This window comes from Stenotrophomonas sp. Steno-Z10-BAI (genome assembly GCF_056393115.1).
This window is the reverse complement of sequence record NZ_JBWJOZ010000004.1, coordinates 205145-221355: the sequence shown is the minus strand read 5'-3', so window position 1 is coordinate 221355 and position 16211 is coordinate 205145. Positions and strand designations below refer to the sequence as shown.

Below are 16211 nucleotides of genomic sequence, written 5' to 3'. Positions count from 1 at the left end.
GAATTGACGATGACCCGAGGCAAGCGCATCTACGTACTGGATACCAACGTGCTGATGCACGATCCGACCGCGCTGTTCAAGTTCGAGGAGCATGATGTCTACCTGCCGATGCAGGTGATCGAAGAGCTGGACAACGGCAAGAAGGGCACCACCGAGGCGAGCCGCAATGCGCGCCAGGTCAGCCGCTTCCTCAATGAGCTGGTGCAGGCCTCGGGCCTGGACAACCTGGCCGATGGCATCCCGCTGCAGCGTCCCAACGGGCTGCAGCTGCGCGGCAAGCAGAGCGTGGGCCTGCTGCGCTTCCAGACCAGTCATTTCGATGCGGGCAAGAGCTTCGGCGCGGTGATTCCGGACAACGCCATCCTCGGCGCGATCCTGGCGCTGAAGGAACAGGTGCCGGAGATTCCGGTGGTGTTCGTGTCCAAGGACATCAACCTGCGGATCAAGGCAGCGATTGCCGGCATCGTCTCCGAGGATTACGAGAACGACCGCGCGCTGGACGATTTCAGCCTGCTCTACACCGGCGCCACCGAGCTGCCGGAAGACTTCTGGAAGAAGCACACCGACAGCCTGCGCAGCTGGAGCGACAAGGGCCGCACCAGTTACGAAATCATCGCCAGCGAAGACGAGAACTGGCACCCCAACCAGTACGCCTACCTGCCGGGCGACGACGAAGTCGAACTGCGCGTGGCCAAGGTGGACGGCGACAGGATCACCCTGTCGCTGGTCAACGATTTCCGCCACGGCAGCCACGCGGTGTGGGGCATCAGCGCGCGCAACCGCGAGCAGAACTTCGCGCTCAATGCGTTGATGGACCCGGAGATCGATTTCGTCACCCTGCTCGGCACCGCCGGCACCGGCAAGACGCTGCTCGCGCTGGCCGCCGGCCTGGCCCAGACCATGGACCAGCAGCGCTACCGCGAGATCATCATGACCCGTGCGACGGTCAGCGTTGGCGAGGACATCGGCTTCCTGCCCGGTACCGAAGAAGAAAAGATGACGCCGTGGATGGGCGCGCTGACCGACAACCTGGAAGTGCTCACGCATACGCAGGAAGGCGGCGCGTGGGGGCGTGCAGCCACCAACGACCTGATCGCCAGCCGGATCAAGATCCGCTCGCTGAACTTCATGCGTGGCCGCACCTTCCTGTCGCGCTATCTGATCCTGGATGAAGCGCAGAACCTCACCCCCAAGCAGATGAAGACCCTGATCACCCGTGCCGGCCCCGGGACCAAGATCGTCTGCCTGGGCAACGTCGAACAGATCGATACCCCCTACCTGACCGAGACCACCTCGGGCCTGACCTACGCGGTGGACCGTTTCAAGAACTGGCCGCACAGCGCGCACGTCACGCTGCGCCGTGGCGAGCGTTCGCGCCTGGCCGATTACGCCTCGGAGGTGTTGTGAGCCGTTCCCTGTCCCGTGCCCTCCTGCCGCTGGCGCTTGCTGCGCTGGCGGCAGCCTGCACGCCCGCCAACACGCGGCCGGGCGCCAGCGTCCCGACCGCGATCAAGACCGGCCAGTCCTGGGTGGTGACCCGTCCCGTCGTCGCCGCCCAGGTATTGGATACCTGCTCGCGCTCCAGCCCCGGCCGCGAGCCGGGGCGCATCACCGGCTACTGGGCCCCCAGCCGCCAGCAGGTGGAGCAGCTGGAAGCCCGGTTGCCGTCGCTGGAGACGCAGGTGCCCAAGGCCGCCGATTTCGACCGCCAATATGTCGGCATCGAAATGGACGGCCGCCAGCTGATCTATCTCAACGCCTTCCATCTGCCCGACGACGCCGATATCGATCCGGCGCGCGATGCGATCCGGGTCTGCGATGGCGGCGCACAGTTCTGGGGCGCGCTGTTCGATCCGGCCAGCGGCAGCTTCTCGGATGTGCAGTTCAACGGCCCGCCCGCGGGCCGTTGATCGTGCCGTGACCACCCGCACGCACGCCGGATGAGCATCCGGCTGCCCACCTGGGTCTGGATCGGGGCGATCGCCCTGTCCTGCGTAGCCGGGATGGTCAACGTGGTCGGCTTCCTGGGGTTCGAACACCAGGCCGTCAGCCACATGACCGGCACCACCAGCCAGCTCGGCATGGCGCTGGCCCAACGCGACTGGCGCGTGGTCGGGCATCTGTGGGGGCTGTTGATCGCGTTCTGCGTGGGCGCGACGCTCAGCGGGGTGATCATCCAGGACAGCGGCCTGCAGCTGGGCCGCCGCTATGGCGTCGTGCTGGCGCTGGAATCGCTGTTGCTGCTGGTCGCGATCCCGCTGTTCAAACAGCAGCAGATCTGGGGGGCGCTGGCGGCGGCGATGGCCTGCGGACTGCAGAACGCGATGGCCACCACCTTCAGTGGCGCGGTGGTGCGCACCACCCATCTCAGCGGCATGTTCACCGATCTCGGGATCGGGCTGGGCCACCTGATGCGCGGTCTGCCACTGCCGATCCGGCGGCTGACCCTGAGCGGGTTGATCGTCAGCGGCTTCCTGGCCGGCGGCGTGATGGGCGCCCTGTTGTTCCTGCGCTTCGGCTACGACGCCCTGCTCGCCCCCGCACTGCTCACCGGCGGCACCGGGCTGGGCTACGTGCTGTACCGGCAGTGGGCACTGCTTCGGGCACGCTGAGGGCGCGGCAGCACTGCCGCGACAAACATTGCACAATTGGGGCATGACGCCTTCCAGCCCCGTTTCCGCCCTGACCATCGCCGGCTCCGATTCCGGCGGTGGCGCCGGCATCCAGGCCGATCTGAAGGCCTTCGCCGCCCATCGCGTGCATGGCCTGTCCGCGATCGCCGCACTGACCGCACAGAACACCCGCGGCGTTACCGCCGTACACGTGCCGCCGCTGGACTTCCTGCAGGCGCAGATCGATGCCTGCTTCGCCGATTTCGATATCCATGCGGTGAAGCTGGGCATGCTGGCCAACGCCGAAGTGATCGCACTGGTGGCCGACGCACTGGAAAAGCACCGCCCGCCCCATGTGGTGCTCGATCCGGTGATGGTCGCCACCAGCGGCGCCAAGCTGCTTGAAGACAGCGCACTGGCGGCGATGCGCACGCGCCTGATCCCGCTGGCCACGCTGCTGACGCCCAACACCCCCGAAGCGGAGCTGCTGCTCGGCCGGCGCATCGTCACCGCCGAGGATGCCGAAGATGCCGCCGATGCACTGCTGGATCTGGGCGCCGGCGCGGTGCTGCTCAAGGGCGGCCATCTGGACGAAGGCAGCCGCGTGATCGATCGCTACTTCGACGGTGTGACCCGCGAAGAATTCATCCATACCCGCCTGCCGGTGGATGCGCACGGCACCGGCTGCACCCTGGCCTCGGCTATCGCCGCGCAGCTGTGCCAGGGGCTCTCGTTGCCCAACGCCTGCGAAGCGGCCATCGACTACGTCGCGCGTGGCCTGCAGAGCGGTTATTACCCGGGCCGCAGCGAGGTACTGGTGATCGACCACTTCGGCGCGGCACGTCCGGCATGATCGACGCCTCGCCCCTGCCCGTGCAGACCGGCGATGGCCATCGCGTCGAGTTGCTGGCGCGTGTCCCGGCACAGCCGCGCGCACGTCTGCTGTGGCTGCCGGCGCTGGGCGTGGCCGCGCGCCATTACCTGCCGTTCGCCGAGGCGCTCGCTGCGCGTGGCATCGCGGTGTACCTGCACGAGTGGCGTGGCAACGGCAGCAGCAGCCTGCGCCCGTCGCGCACGCAGGACTGGGGCTACCGCGACATCCTTGAGCAGGACCTGCCGGCGAGCCTGGCAAACGTGCCCGCAGACGCTGAAACACCCTTGATCATCGGCGGCCACAGCCTCGGCGGCCAGCTGGCCTGCTGTTTCGCCGGGCTGCATCCGCCGCGCTTCGCCCGCGTGTGGCTGGTCGCCAGTGGCACGCCGTACTGGCGCACCTTCCCGGCCCCGCGTGGCTGGACCCTGCCGCTGGTGTATCGCTTCCTGCCCTGGTTGGCCCAGCGCCAAGGGGTCCTGCACGGCAGGAAGCTTGGCTTCGGTGGCACCGAGGCGCGCGGGTTGATCCGCGACTGGTCGCGCGTGGGCCTCAACAACCACTACGCGGCCGCTGGCATGGCGACCGATCTGGAGGCCGGGATGCGCGAACTACGCGGCCAGGCGACCGCCGTGGTGATGGACCATGACTGGTTGGCACCGTCGGGCTCGATGCAGGGCCTGCTGGCCAAGATGCCGGGCATGCGTGCGCAGCTCAGCGTAGTCAGTGCGCAGATGCTGGGTGCGCGTGCCGATCACTTCGCCTGGATGAAAACGCCCGAAGCCGTGGTGGAGCAGCTTCTTCGTTCATTTGAATGAAGACCTTCACAAAAACCGTTGACGAATGCGACGCCGATCCGCATAATTCCGCTCCTGTTGACGCGCCCGTAGCTCAGTTGGATAGAGTACCTGGCTACGAACCAGGCGGTCGGGAGTTCGAATCTCTCCGGGCGCACCATCAACAGGGTATCGATTTCGCCGTCGGTATCAGCAATGAAAATTCGATGTAAATGCGCCCGTAGCTCAGTTGGATAGAGTACCTGGCTACGAACCAGGCGGTCGGGAGTTCGAATCTCTCCGGGCGCACCATTACATCGAAGGGCAAGCGTGCTTGCCTTCCCGTCGAACGTGGCAACACGCGCGACAGGACACACAACCAGACAATGCAAATGCGCCCGTAGCTCAGTTGGATAGAGTACCTGGCTACGAACCAGGCGGTCGGGAGTTCGAATCTCTCCGGGCGCACCATTGCATCGACGAAAACAGCAACCATCGGTTGCTGTTTTTTTTGCGTTGGCGCCAGCTGTCACCAGGTAGTGCCGGCCGCTGGCCGGCTCTCATGGATGCTGGACGATCGCGTGGAGCCGGCCAGCGGCCGGCACTACCGGGAGGTCATCCCTGCGGTGCGTGGGCCTGGGCTGCCTGCATCGCCATCAGATCCGCTTCGCCCGGCAGTTCCGGCGCCGGGCAGCCACCACCGGCATGGGCGTCGTGCGCCAGCCAGTCATCCACCACGCCGCCCAGCAGATCCACGCGCAGCGGCAGGGTGATGTGGTCTTCGCCACGCATTTCGATGTAATGCACACGTGGGCTGGCGGCAGCCAGACGACGGCCCTGCCCGACCGGCACATGCTGATCATCCTGGCCATGCAGCAGCAGTACGCAGGTACGGCTGTCGGCCAGCGCGCGGGTGACGTCGACGCGATCCAGGTCCAGATCCAGACGCTGGCTGGCGGCGGCGATCACCTGGTCGATATCCTGCCCGCCGTAGCGCCAGCGCCCATAGGCGGCCATGGCCTGCGCCTTCCACGCCGTCGGCTGCAGCGACATCAGGTGCGGGATCATGCTGCGGATCGCATCGCCGGCATTGGCGAAGGATTCCATCGCCACCACGCCGGTGACCTGGTCGCCGAGCTTGTCGGCGGTGAACAGCGCGGTGGCGGCGCCGTAGGAAACGCCGAAAAGATACAGCGGCCCGACCACCTCCCCGCGTGCCTTCAGCGCAGCGATGACATCGACCACATCATCCGATTCGAATGTCCCGTAACCGGACGGGCCGGCGCCGGAATGACCGTGATTGCGCAGGTCGATGGTGACCACGCGGTAGCCCGACTGCGCCAATTGCAGCGACCACGGCAGCATCGCGTCACCGTTCATCATCCAGCCGTGCAGCAGCACCACCGTGCCGCGCGGCGCCTGCGGCTGGAACGGATGCGGCAGGTCCAGCGCCATGCCGGTGCGCAGCGGCTCGCCGTTGTCGTGCGGCTGGGGCAGGTAGTGGTAGCGCACCCCGTACTGGCCCGGGTCGAAGGCCCGCCAGAAGATCGGCACGCCCGCGCGGCCGGTCACCCGCCCATGCCGGTTGGGGACGCTGTCCACCGCGTCGGCGATGCGCGGCATGTCCAGCAGGGTGGACACACCACCGGGCGCGATCAGCCGATCGCTCAACGAGGTCGAGGCAGCCGTGGAGGTCAAGGAGGAGCAGGCCGCCAGCCACAGGCCAGCCCCGGCCAGCAGCAACAGCAGCAAGCGCTTCATGGGCAGAGTCGGAAAAACCAATCGAGTCGGGCAGGTTACCGATCCGCTCCGCGCCGCTCTATCGCATCTGTATGACCATCCGATGACAGCGAGGCCAGGATTCAGGTTGGCCCCGGCGGCTGGTTAGCCCAGCCAGCCTTCCATCGTCGGCCACCACCCCGCCAACACCGCCGGCCGCTGCATCCGCTCACGCCACCACTTCAGCGCGGCTCCCTCCTCGCCGGTGCGCCAGGCCAGCCAGAACGTCTCGTCCGGCTTGGGCTCCTCGACCTGCTTGATCACCAGCCGGCCATCGCGCACCGCCTGCTGCACGTAGGGCTCGGGCAGGAAACCGAAACCAAGCCCGGCACATTGCAGGCGGAACTTGCTGACCATGTCCGGCACGGTGACGGTCTCCTGCCCCATCAGCAGGCCGACCGTGCGCGGCAGCAGCCGCCGCGCCGAATCGGCCACGGCGATCGCACAGTGGGCGGCCAACGACTCACGGCCCAGCGGCTCGGACGCGCCCGCCAGCGGATGCGAGGGCGCCACCGCGAACACGAAACGCACCACGCCCATCGGCTCGACCACATAGCCCCCGCCACTGGGCCCCTCGCCCGCCGCGCCGACCAGCAGGTCCGCGCGCCGGTCCAGCAGTGCCTCCCAGGTGCCTGACAGCGATTCACTGATCAGCCGCATACGGGTCTGTTCGGCCACCGCAGTGAACGCGCGCACGTCCTCGGCCAGCAGCGCCGGCACGAACATCGAGTCGACCGCCACGGTCAGTTCGGCCTCCCAGCCGGAGGCTACCCGCCGCACCCGCATCTCCAGCTCCCGCGCCGCCCGCAGCAGATGGCGGCCCTCCTCCAGCAACGCCTCCCCGGCCGGGGTCAGGTGCGCGCGCGGGCCCACCCGATCGAACAGCTGCACGCCCAGGTCCTCTTCCAGTTTGGAGACGGTGTAGGAAATGGTCGATGGCACCTTGTGCAGAGCCTTGCCGGCTGCGGCGAAAGAACCACGGCGGTCGATGGCATCCAGGATCTGCAGGGCGTCGAGGCTGAGCTTGAGCATTCGAATTTTTCGATGATGGCTTGCGAAACTATCCGTTTTTCAACGCGCCGCAGCAAGCGGATACTGGCCGCAACAGGAAAGGGAACGGCAGCTGCCGCCCCTGACCGCCATCGAAACCATCGAACACCGAGGAGATTCCCATGCTGCAGATCCGCAAGAGCAACACCCGTGGCAAGGCCGACCATGGCTGGCTGAACTCCATGCACACCTTCTCCTTCGCCAATTACTACGACCCGCGCTACACCAGCTTCGGACCGCTGCGCGTGATCAACGAAGACCGCGTGCAGGGCGGCCAGGGTTTCGGCACGCACAGCCACAGCAACATGGAGATCATCTCCTACGTGCTCGGCGGCGCGCTGGAGCACAAGGACTCGATGGGCACCGGCTCGGTGCTGCGCTACGGCGATGTGCAGCGCATGAGCGCCGGCAGCGGCGTCAGCCACAGCGAGTTCAACCACTCGGCCGACGAGGCGGTGCACTTCCTGCAGATCTGGCTGTTCCCCGATCAGGAGAACATCACCCCGAGCTACCAGGAAACGCATTTCGCGCCGGACACCAAGCGTGGCCAGCTGCGCCTGATCGCCTCGCGCGATGGCCGTGACGGCTCGCTGCTGATCCACCAGGACGCCAACATCTACGCCACGATCCTGGACGGTGACGACCGCCTCCATCTGCCGCTGGCCCCGCGTCGCGGCGCCTATGTACAGGTGGCCCGCGGGCAGCTGCAGGTCAACGGCATCACGCTGGAGACCGGCGATGCGCTGCAGGTCAGTGACGAGGCGCAGCTGACGCTGGAAAACGCCAACGACGCGGAAGTCATCGTGTTCGAGCTGGCGCTGTAAACACCCGGCCGCAAACGCAGACACCCCGGTTGCCCGGGGTGTCGTTCGTTTTGGATCAGAACCTGTAGTTGAGGGTCAGGCGCACGTTGCGCGGCTCGCCCCAGGTGTAGGTGCTGTACCAGCTGAAGATCGTGTAGTAGTGCTTGTCCAGCAGGTTGTTGACGTTGAGCGTTGCCGAGAGCTGGTCGTTGAACTGGTAACGCGCCATGGCATCGAGCAGCCAGTAGGGCTCGGTGCGGTGGATCTGGCTACCGCCGGTGGCCGGGTTGGTGATGGTGCCGAACGTGCTGCCCTGCCAGCGCGCACCCCCACCGACGCTCCAGCCATCGGCCGCGCCGGTGAGGCGATAGCTGCTGTGCACGCTGAACTGATCCTCCGGCTCCAGCGTGGAGACCTTGGTGGACTGCTGGCGCGCGATCTTGTGCGCGTAGCCCCCCTGGATCTGCCAGCCCGGCGCGAGCTGACCGGACACTTCCAGCTCATAGCCCTTGGTGCGCACCCCCATCAGGCCTTCATAAGCGATCCCGCCGCTTGGCGTCCTGCCGCCGGTCGGCTGCGCGTAGTTGTCCTGCTCCAGCTGGAACACCGCCGCACTGGCATTGAGGCGACCGTCGTAGAACTCCGCCTTCAGGCCCGCTTCGTAGCTGCGCCCTTCCAACGGATCCAGCACCCGGCCCTGTTCGTCCTGGTTGCCCTGCGGCTTGAAGATGGTGCTGTAGCTGGCGAACACGGAGAAGTTGCGGTTGAGGTCGTACACCAGGCCGGCGTATGGCACGACCACACCGCTCTCGTCGGTATCCGGAGATTTATAGTTGGCGATGCGGCTGCCGACGATCAGCTTGAGCGGATCGGCCAGGTCGAAGCGGCCCACCACATAGGCACCGCTTTCGCGGGTGACCTGGTTGTCACCGTAGCCCCACTGCCAGTCCGGCTCGGGCACATCGCCGGTCCAGGCGTAGTAGTTGGCGACGTCACTCACGTAGCCCGGCTGCGGCGAGTAGCCGTTGTTGACCCAGCGTTTGCGCGACACGCTGCCACCGACCACCAGTTCATGCTGGCGGCCGAACCACTCGAACTTGCCGCTGACGTACAGATCGGCCGCGTTGCTGGTGGTCTTGCCGATGTACTGGCCCAGCCACATGCTCACGCCCTCACCGGTCACCGGATCCGGATTGCCACCGGCCGCCGCGCCCAGCGAGGCGTCATAGCCGTTGACCTGGTGGTTGAGCTGCAGCTTGGCGACCCAGTCATTGCCGAAGGTGTGCTCCAGCGTGGCGAAGCCGGTGCGGGCGTACTGGCCCCAGCGGCTCCAGCGCGCGCCGTTGTTGAACGAGCGCGGCATGTCGTTGAAGTTGCCTGCACTGTCCAGCAGGGGAATGCCGCCCCAGCTGGAGCCTTCCGGGTCGCTGTCCTGGTAATCGGCACCGACGGTCAGCAGCGTGCTCTCGCCGAGGTCGGCTTCGAGGATGCCGTAGAAGACTTCATTGCTGCGCTGGTAATGATCGACGTTGGAATGCTTGTCCTGGTAGGCGCCCACGACGCGGCCGCGCACGCGCCCACTCTCAGTCAGCGGCCCGCCGACATCGACTTCCGCGCGGTAGCTGTCCCACGAACCGACACCCAGCGTGGCACTGCCGGCCAACTCGCGGGTGGGCTTCTTGCGCACCAGGTTGATGGTCGCGCCCGGGTCGCCCATGCCGGTCAGCAGGCCGGTGGCGCCCTTGAGCACTTCCACACGATCATAGATGGCCATATCACTGAGCGTGTTGCCCGCCGAGTAGGCCGAATCACGTGCCATCGGGATACCGTCGTACTGGAAATTCTGCACCGCAAAGCCGCGCGCGTAGTACTCGGTGCGCTCGCTGTCGTAGGTGACGATGCTCACGCCGGGCGTGACCTTCATGACGTCATCGATGCCGTTGAGGCCGAAGTCGTTCATTTCCTGCCGGGTGATCACGCTGATCGACTGCGGCGTCTGGCGCGGGCTGAGCACCAGGCGGGTAGCCGTGGCGATCGTGCCGGGCGTATAGGAATCACTGCCTTCGGTCACGGTGCCGAGCTGGTTGGCGGTGACCTGCACGGTCTGCAGGGTCTGTGCGCCGTCCTTGGCAGGTGCGTCACCCGCCGGCGCCTCTTCGGCCTGCACCGCCGAGGCGGACAGCGCAAGGCCCAGCACGCAGGCCATCGCCTGCATCAACGGGGAGAACGCGGGAACAGCACGACGGCGACCCGAATGGATCGGGGCAACACGGAACGGAACGACGGACACGGCAATGCCTCCAGGCAGGAAGGGACTCCTCTGGCGGCGGCTGGAGGGAACGAATGGGCCGCATGATGCCGTATCCGGGTCTATCGCGAAAGACTATGGCGGAAATGACACCGAGCGGGGCCGTCCTGAAGACAGGTGACGCCCCCTCTACAGGCGGGGCGCCATCAGAGCCTCAGGGGGTGCCGATCAGGCCAAGCGATTCCCTGGTCCCGGAGCCGGCTCAGCCGCGCGGCACCGGCGCATCCGAAGCGATCAGCTTTTCCTGCTTCAGCTCGGCCCAGAACGCCGCGGGCACCGCCACGGACAGGGAGGCGACGTTGGCCAACACCTGTTCTGGCGTGCGCGCGCCCGGGATCACGGCCGAGACCACCTCCGGTGCATCGGCGAACTGCAGCGCGGCCGTGCGCATATCCACCCCGTGGCGATCGCAGATGGCCTGCACCCTGGCGCGCTTTTCCGGCGCCCACGACGGCACCTTGCCGTCGTACAGATACCGGTCGCGCCCAGCCAGATAGCCGGCCAGTAGCGGCGAACCCACCACCACCGACGCACCGTGCGCGGCGATCTTCGGGAACGTGTCATGCAGCGCTTGGTCGTGATCCAGCAGCGAGTACTGGCAGGCGAGCAGGAAGATGTCCGGGTCCGCCTCGGCGACCGCACGCAGGGCGGGCTCAGGGCGGTTCACCCCGAAGCCCCAGGCCTTGATCAGCCCCTCTTCGCGCATGCGCGTCAGCGCCGGCATCGCGCCTTTTGCAGCCTCGGCGAAGCGCTGCTCCCACGGCATCCCAAGGTCCTTTTCGTTGTCCGGCGACAGGTCATGGATGAACACCACGTCCAGCTGCGAGACGCCGAGCCGGTTGAGGCTGTCCTCCACCGAGCGCCGTGTGCCGTCGGCGGAGTAGTCGTAGCGGTAATGGAACGGCGAGGGGTCCTTCCACATCACGTCCTGCAGCTCACCGGCGGTGGCCGTCAGGAGGCGGCCGACCTTGGTCGACAGCGTGTACTCACGCGCGGGATGGTTGTGCAGATGGTGGCCGTAACGGCGCTCACTCAGGCCAAGCCCGTACCACGGAGACGTATCGAAATAGCGCACGCCCGCTGCAAAGGCGGCGGCGAGGGTGGCGTCGCTCTGCGCATCGGTCGCGGCCGCAAACCCATTGCCGATCGCGACACCGCCCAGGCCCAGGCGGGTCTGCGGACGATAGCGCCTGCCCTGCTGTGCGGGGTTGCCCGGCAAGGGCTTCGCCGAGGCCTGGCCGCGGGTGGGCAGGACGCTGCCCGGGCCGGCCGACTGCGCCATCAATGGGGCGGCGGCGAACGCGGCGGTGCCGGCGGCTGCAACGGAAAGGAAGTGGCGGCGTGCGTTCACGGCGACTCCTGTTTCTGCGGGGGAAGCGCACACCCTGGCAGAGCGGCGGTGCAGAGCATGCCTGTGCGGCGTCAACGCAGTGGCAACACCCCTCCGTTCGTTCCGGTTGCGCCTCGCTCAGCCCGGGCGTGCACCCGCCGCCAGAAGCAGTGTCTCCATCTGGCGGTAACCGCGCTGGCGTGCATGCTGCAGCGGGCTCACGCCCTCGCCGTCGGGCAGGTTCACGTCGGCCCCGGCCGCGATGAGCTGACGGACGATCTCCACATGTCGCGGGCCACCATCGGCCAGGATGATCGCCTCCAGCAGCGCGGTCCACTGCAAGTTGTTGACATGATCCACATCGACGCCGGCGGCGATCAGCGTCGCCACGGTCTCCACGTGCCCGCGTTCGGCCGCCGGAATGAGTGCAGTGCCCCCGTACCGGTTGGTGCTCTTCAGGTCGGCGCCAGCGCTCAGTGTCGCGCGCAGGATCTGAAGATGCCCTCGCGCCCCGGCGTACAGGTACGGGCTGTCCTGGATCGCATCCTTGGCATTGACGTCGGCACCGGCCTGGATCAGCGCAAGCGCGGCCTCCACGTGGTTGTGGTGGGTCGCGGCCAGCAACGGGGTCGCGTTGGCCGCGCCGCGCGCATCCACCTGTGCACCCTGCCCCAGCAGCGTGCGCACGGCTGCGGCGTCGCCCTTTTCCGCCGCCCGGTGCAGCCGCTCCTCCAACGATGCGGCACCGACCGGCATGACCATGCCCATCAGCATGCTCACCACCACCCAGCCACGCAGTGACCTCCGTCCCATCGACATGCTCCTGCTCCTTTCACGGGGGGCGCCTGGTGAGGCGCCGCTGCACCAGACCGTAGCCGAGCCGCCGCGTCGGCACCAATGAAGATTGGGGATCGACTGCATGCGCCATCCGAATGTGCCGACCCGCGCGCCGTCCGTCTGTTTCATGCGACGCTGCGCGCGACATTCGACACGGACACACATCACCATGCTGCATCACATTTCCTTGGGCGTGCGCGATCTTGCGCGTGCCGCCGCCTTCCACGATGCCGCGCTCGGCGCGCTGGGCATGCGCCGTGTTTTCGAAGACGACGAGGCCATCGGCTATGGGTATGTCGAGGACGCGGATCTGCTGTGCCTGAAACTGCGCGCCGACGCCTCGCCCCCGGGCACGGGTTTCCACCTGGCCTTCGGCGCACCTTCCCGTGAGGCAGTCGATGCGTTCCACCGCGATGCACTGGCGGTTGGCGGCACCTGCAACGGGGCGCCGGGGCTGCGCGAGGACTATGGCGATCACTACTACGCCGCCTTCCTGATTGATCCGGATGGGCATCGGATCGAAGCGGTCTGCAAGTCGATCGTTTGACCCGGATCGCACAAAGAAAAAGGCCTCCGTACTTGCGTACGAAGGCCTTTTCTACAACTGGCGGAGCGGGAGGGATTCGAACCCTCGATAGAGTTTTAAGCCCTATACTCCCTTAGCAGGGGAGCCCCTTCAGCCACTCGGGCACCGCTCCAGTGTTCTTGGTCCGCCGCTGCGATGAATCATCTCAGCGGGGGCGCGAATAATAACGTTTTCCGCGCCCTCAGGTAAAGCCTTAATCCGAAGAATTTTCACTTCCGGATGCATTCGGCTCATCGCCGCGCTGGATCCGCTGGTAAATCTCTTCGCGGTGCACGGCCACGTCCTTCGGAGCGGTGATACCGATACGCACCTGGTTGCCCTTGACGCCGAGCACGGTCACGCTGACCGAGTCACCGATCATCAGGGTTTCGCCTACACGGCGAGTCAGGATCAACATTTGTTCAAGTCTCCAGGGGAACCGGTGGTGGCATTTCCCCACCGGCTTGGCGCCCCGGCAAGAGCGCCCCACGACAACGGGAAAAGATTCGCCATAGTACCGTCAGGCCTCCCGACCCATCAAGGAGCAGGAGGCTTCAGGCTGTTCAGATACGGGGGGTGACCCAGTCGACGACGGCGGCCAGTGCAGAAGCAAGGGCGGGCCCGTCCTCACCACCACCCTGGGCGAGGTCCGGGCGGCCGCCGCCCTTGCCCCCGATCTGACTGGCGATATGGGCCAACAGTTCCCCGGCCTTTACCTTGCCCATTGCGCTGCCGTTCACGCCTGCGACCAGGGCCGCTTTGCCGTCCTGGGTGCCGGCCAGCACGATCACCGCATCGCCAAGCTGCTGCTTGAGCCGGTCGATCGCATCGCGCAGCGCCTTGGCATCGAAGCCTTCCAGGCGCGCGGCCAGGATCTTGATGCCGTTGACCTCGACCGCGGCGCCACCGAGATCGGCGGTCGCACCGGCAGCCTGCTTGGCCTTGAGCGCCTCGAGCTCGCGCTCCAGCTTCTTCTGCCGCTCGCCGAGCTGGCGGATCTTGTCGACCACGTCGCCGGCATTGCCGCCAAGCAGTGCCGCCGCTTCGCTCAGCTGGGCTTCTTCATGGGCCACGTAATCCAACGCGCCCTGCCCGGTGACTGCTTCGATACGACGCACGCCCGAAGACACACCGCCTTCGGCAGTGATCTTGAACAGGCCGATGTCGCCGGTGCGCGACACATGCGTACCGCCACACAGTTCGGTGGAGTAGTCGCCCATCTTCAGCACGCGCACGTGCTCGCCGTACTTCTCGCCGAACAGCGCCATCGCGCCGAAGTCGAGCGCTTCCTGCATGCCCATGGTGTGGACTTCAGCGGCGTTGTTGGCGCGCACCTGCTCGTTGACCTTGCGCTCGATGATCGCCAGGTCTTCGGCGCTGATCGGCGCGAAGTGCGAGAAATCGAAGCGCAGGCGATCAGGCGCGACCAGCGAACCCTTCTGCTGCACGTGGGTGCCCAGCACTTCGCGCAGGGCGGCATGCAGCAGGTGGGTGGCCGAGTGGTTGAGGATGGTCGCGCCACGGCGCTGGCCATCCACCTGACCGGACAGCACATCGCCGACCTTCAGGCTGCCCGCGGTGAGCTTGCCCACGTGCCCATGGAACTGGCCCGCGAACTTCTGGGTGTCGCTGACCTCTACCTGGACGCCGGCGCCGGACAGGATGCCGTTGTCGCCGACCTGGCCACCGGACTCGGCGTAGAACGGGGTCTGGTGGGTCAGCACGATGACGTCATCGCCAGCTTGGGCACTCTCCACCGGGCGGCCGTCCTTGAGGATGGCGACCACGGTGAGGTCGTCGGCCTGCAGGCGGTCATACCCGAGGAACACGGTCGGCTTGAGCGTGGCGACCAGATCGGCCGACAGGGTCACGCCGCCGCCGAACTTGCCGGCCGCGCGCGCGGTCTCGCGCTGGGTGTCCATCGCGGCGTTGAAGCCCTCGATGTCCACGGTCAGGTCACGCTCGCGCGCGATGTCCTGGGTGAGATCGAGCGGGAAGCCGTAGGTGTCGTACAGGCGGAACGCATCCACGCCCGGGATCACGCCGTTGCTGACCTTGGCCGCGACGTCGTCGAAAATCTTCATGCCCGAATCCAGCGTTTCCGCGAAACGCTCTTCTTCGGCCTGCAGGGCGCGCACAACCGTGTCGACCTGGGCCGGCAGTTCCGGATAGGCCACGCCCATCTGCTCGACCAGCGTCGGCACCAGCTTGCTGAAGAACGGCTGGCGCACGCCCAGCATCCAGCCATGGCGCAGCGCGCGGCGGATGATCCGACGCAGCACGTAGCCGCGGCCTTCGTTGGACGGCAGCACGCCATCCACGATCAGGAACGAGCAGGCGCGGATGTGATCGGCGATCACGCGCAGCGACTTGTTCTCCAGATCGGCCATGCCGGTCAGCTCGCTGGCCTTGCGGATCAGCGCCTGGAACAGGTCGATTTCGTAATTGGTGTGGACGTGCTGCAGGATCGCCGCCAGGCGCTCCAGGCCCATGCCAGTATCCACGCACGGGGCCGGCAGCGGCACCAGGGTGCCGTCGGGCTGGCGGTCGAACTGCATGAAGACCAGGTTCCAGATCTCGATGAAACGGTCGCCGTCTTCATCCGGCGAGCCCGGCGGACCACCGGCGATGTGGTCGCCATGGTCATAGAAGATTTCGGTACACGGGCCGCACGGGCCGGTCTCGGCCATCTGCCAGAAATTGTCCGACGCGAACGGCGCACCCTTGTTGTCGCCGATGCGCACGATCCGCTCTTCCGGAATGCCGACCATGTCGCGCCACAGCGCGTAGGCCTCGTCATCGGTCTGGTACACGGTGACCAGCAGGCGCTCGGCCGGCAGCTTCCAGACCTGGGTCAGCAGCTCCCAGGCCCAGGCGATGGCGTCCTTCTTGAAGTAATCGCCGAACGACCAGTTGCCCAGCATTTCAAAGAAGGTGTGGTGGCGCGCGGTGTAACCGACCTGATCCAGATCGTTGTGCTTGCCACCGGCGCGCAGGCAACGCTGGACGTCGGCCGCGCGCACGTAACTGCGCTTCTCGGCGCCAAGGAACACGTCCTTGAACTGCACCATGCCGGAGTTGGTGAACAGCAGGGTCGGATCATTGCCCGGCACCAGCGGCGCCGACGGCACGATCGTGTGGCCTTTGCCCTTGAAGAACTCAAGGAAATCGCTGCGGATCTGGGAGGTAGTGAATTTGACGGATGCGTTCATGGGGGGCTGGCTTTGTGCGGGCCGGTCAGTCCCTGGCACGCAGCCCCAATGGCCGGGTGTCAACTGCA

14 protein-coding genes and 4 tRNA genes are annotated in these 16211 nt (G+C 66.6%); 10 read left to right on the top strand and 8 right to left on the bottom strand.

Going from position 1 to position 16211, the window contains the following annotated elements; translation table 11 throughout:
• Nucleotides 1-9: 9 nt before the first annotated feature.
• From AC06E9_RS12265 to AC06E9_RS12230, 8 genes are all read left to right on the top strand, one after another.
• Entirely contained in the window at nucleotides 10-1407 is a 1398-nt protein-coding gene (locus AC06E9_RS12265) for a PhoH family protein (protein ID WP_478056142.1), read from the top strand.
• A complete protein-coding gene (locus AC06E9_RS12260) occupies nucleotides 1404-1910 on the top strand; it encodes a hypothetical protein (RefSeq protein ID WP_478056141.1) in 507 nt (168 codons plus the stop codon). Before AC06E9_RS12265 ends, AC06E9_RS12260 begins: the two co-directional genes overlap by 4 nt.
• Before the next feature lie 30 nt (nucleotides 1911-1940).
• The gene (locus AC06E9_RS12255; RefSeq protein WP_282262730.1) at nucleotides 1941-2612 is read left to right on the top strand and encodes a YoaK family protein; all 672 of its coding nucleotides are present in this window, start codon (nucleotides 1941-1943) and stop codon (nucleotides 2610-2612) included.
• 43 nt (nucleotides 2613-2655) lie between these two features.
• Nucleotides 2656-3465, top strand: a complete 810-nt coding sequence (gene thiD, locus AC06E9_RS12250; RefSeq protein ID WP_478049791.1) for a bifunctional hydroxymethylpyrimidine kinase/phosphomethylpyrimidine kinase — start codon at nucleotides 2656-2658, stop codon at nucleotides 3463-3465.
• Nucleotides 3462-4301 carry an alpha/beta hydrolase family protein gene (locus tag AC06E9_RS12245; RefSeq protein ID WP_478056140.1) on the top strand — a complete coding sequence of 280 codons (840 nt, stop codon included), beginning with the start codon at nucleotides 3462-3464 and terminating at the stop codon, nucleotides 4299-4301. Before thiD ends, AC06E9_RS12245 begins: the two co-directional genes overlap by 4 nt.
• A gap of 62 nt (nucleotides 4302-4363) precedes the next feature.
• A tRNA-Arg gene (locus AC06E9_RS12240) sits at nucleotides 4364-4440 on the top strand.
• Between the two features lie 54 nt (nucleotides 4441-4494).
• A tRNA-Arg gene (locus AC06E9_RS12235) sits at nucleotides 4495-4571 on the top strand.
• A gap of 82 nt (nucleotides 4572-4653) precedes the next feature.
• Nucleotides 4654-4730 (top strand) — tRNA-Arg (locus AC06E9_RS12230).
• A gap of 144 nt (nucleotides 4731-4874) precedes the next feature.
• Here AC06E9_RS12230 and AC06E9_RS12225 read toward each other — a convergent pair.
• Both AC06E9_RS12225 and AC06E9_RS12220 read right to left on the bottom strand, forming a co-directional pair.
• Nucleotides 4875-6020 carry an alpha/beta hydrolase family protein gene (locus AC06E9_RS12225; RefSeq protein WP_478056139.1) on the bottom strand — a complete coding sequence of 382 codons (1146 nt, stop codon included), beginning with the start codon at nucleotides 6018-6020 and terminating at the stop codon, nucleotides 4875-4877.
• Nucleotides 6021-6143: 123 nt separating this feature from the next.
• Entirely contained in the window at nucleotides 6144-7070 is a 927-nt protein-coding gene (locus tag AC06E9_RS12220; RefSeq protein ID WP_478056138.1) for a LysR family transcriptional regulator, read from the bottom strand.
• Nucleotides 7071-7210: 140 nt separating this feature from the next.
• Between AC06E9_RS12220 and AC06E9_RS12215 the strand changes: the two genes are divergently transcribed.
• Nucleotides 7211-7912, top strand: a complete 702-nt coding sequence (locus AC06E9_RS12215; protein WP_478056137.1) for a pirin family protein — start codon at nucleotides 7211-7213, stop codon at nucleotides 7910-7912.
• A gap of 55 nt (nucleotides 7913-7967) precedes the next feature.
• Here the strand turns inward: AC06E9_RS12215 and AC06E9_RS12210 are convergent, their stop codons facing one another.
• The 3 genes from AC06E9_RS12210 to AC06E9_RS12200 form a co-directional block, all read right to left on the bottom strand.
• Nucleotides 7968-10106 carry a TonB-dependent siderophore receptor gene (locus tag AC06E9_RS12210; RefSeq protein ID WP_478056199.1) on the bottom strand — a complete coding sequence of 713 codons (2139 nt, stop codon included), beginning with the start codon at nucleotides 10104-10106 and terminating at the stop codon, nucleotides 7968-7970.
• Nucleotides 10107-10401: 295 nt separating this feature from the next.
• Entirely contained in the window at nucleotides 10402-11550 is a 1149-nt protein-coding gene (locus AC06E9_RS12205; protein WP_183073777.1) for an aldo/keto reductase, read from the bottom strand.
• A 117-nt stretch (nucleotides 11551-11667) separates the two neighbouring features.
• A complete protein-coding gene (locus AC06E9_RS12200) occupies nucleotides 11668-12348 on the bottom strand; it encodes an ankyrin repeat domain-containing protein (protein WP_121041805.1) in 681 nt (226 codons plus the stop codon).
• A 187-nt stretch (nucleotides 12349-12535) separates the two neighbouring features.
• Here AC06E9_RS12200 and AC06E9_RS12195 point away from each other — a divergent pair, with 187 nt between their 5' ends.
• Nucleotides 12536-12913, top strand: a complete 378-nt coding sequence (locus AC06E9_RS12195) for a VOC family protein (RefSeq protein WP_121041803.1) — start codon at nucleotides 12536-12538, stop codon at nucleotides 12911-12913.
• A gap of 58 nt (nucleotides 12914-12971) precedes the next feature.
• On the opposite strand, the gene AC06E9_RS12190 is transcribed toward AC06E9_RS12195, so the two are convergent.
• The 3 genes from AC06E9_RS12190 to alaS form a co-directional block, all read right to left on the bottom strand.
• A tRNA-Ser gene (locus AC06E9_RS12190) sits at nucleotides 12972-13064 on the bottom strand.
• 81 nt (nucleotides 13065-13145) lie between these two features.
• The gene (gene csrA, locus AC06E9_RS12185) at nucleotides 13146-13349 is read right to left on the bottom strand and encodes a carbon storage regulator CsrA (protein ID WP_019183311.1); all 204 of its coding nucleotides are present in this window, start codon (nucleotides 13347-13349) and stop codon (nucleotides 13146-13148) included.
• 145 nt (nucleotides 13350-13494) lie between these two features.
• A complete protein-coding gene (alaS, locus tag AC06E9_RS12180; RefSeq protein ID WP_282260824.1) occupies nucleotides 13495-16143 on the bottom strand; it encodes an alanine--tRNA ligase in 2649 nt (882 codons plus the stop codon).
• Nucleotides 16144-16211: the final 68 nt, after the last annotated feature.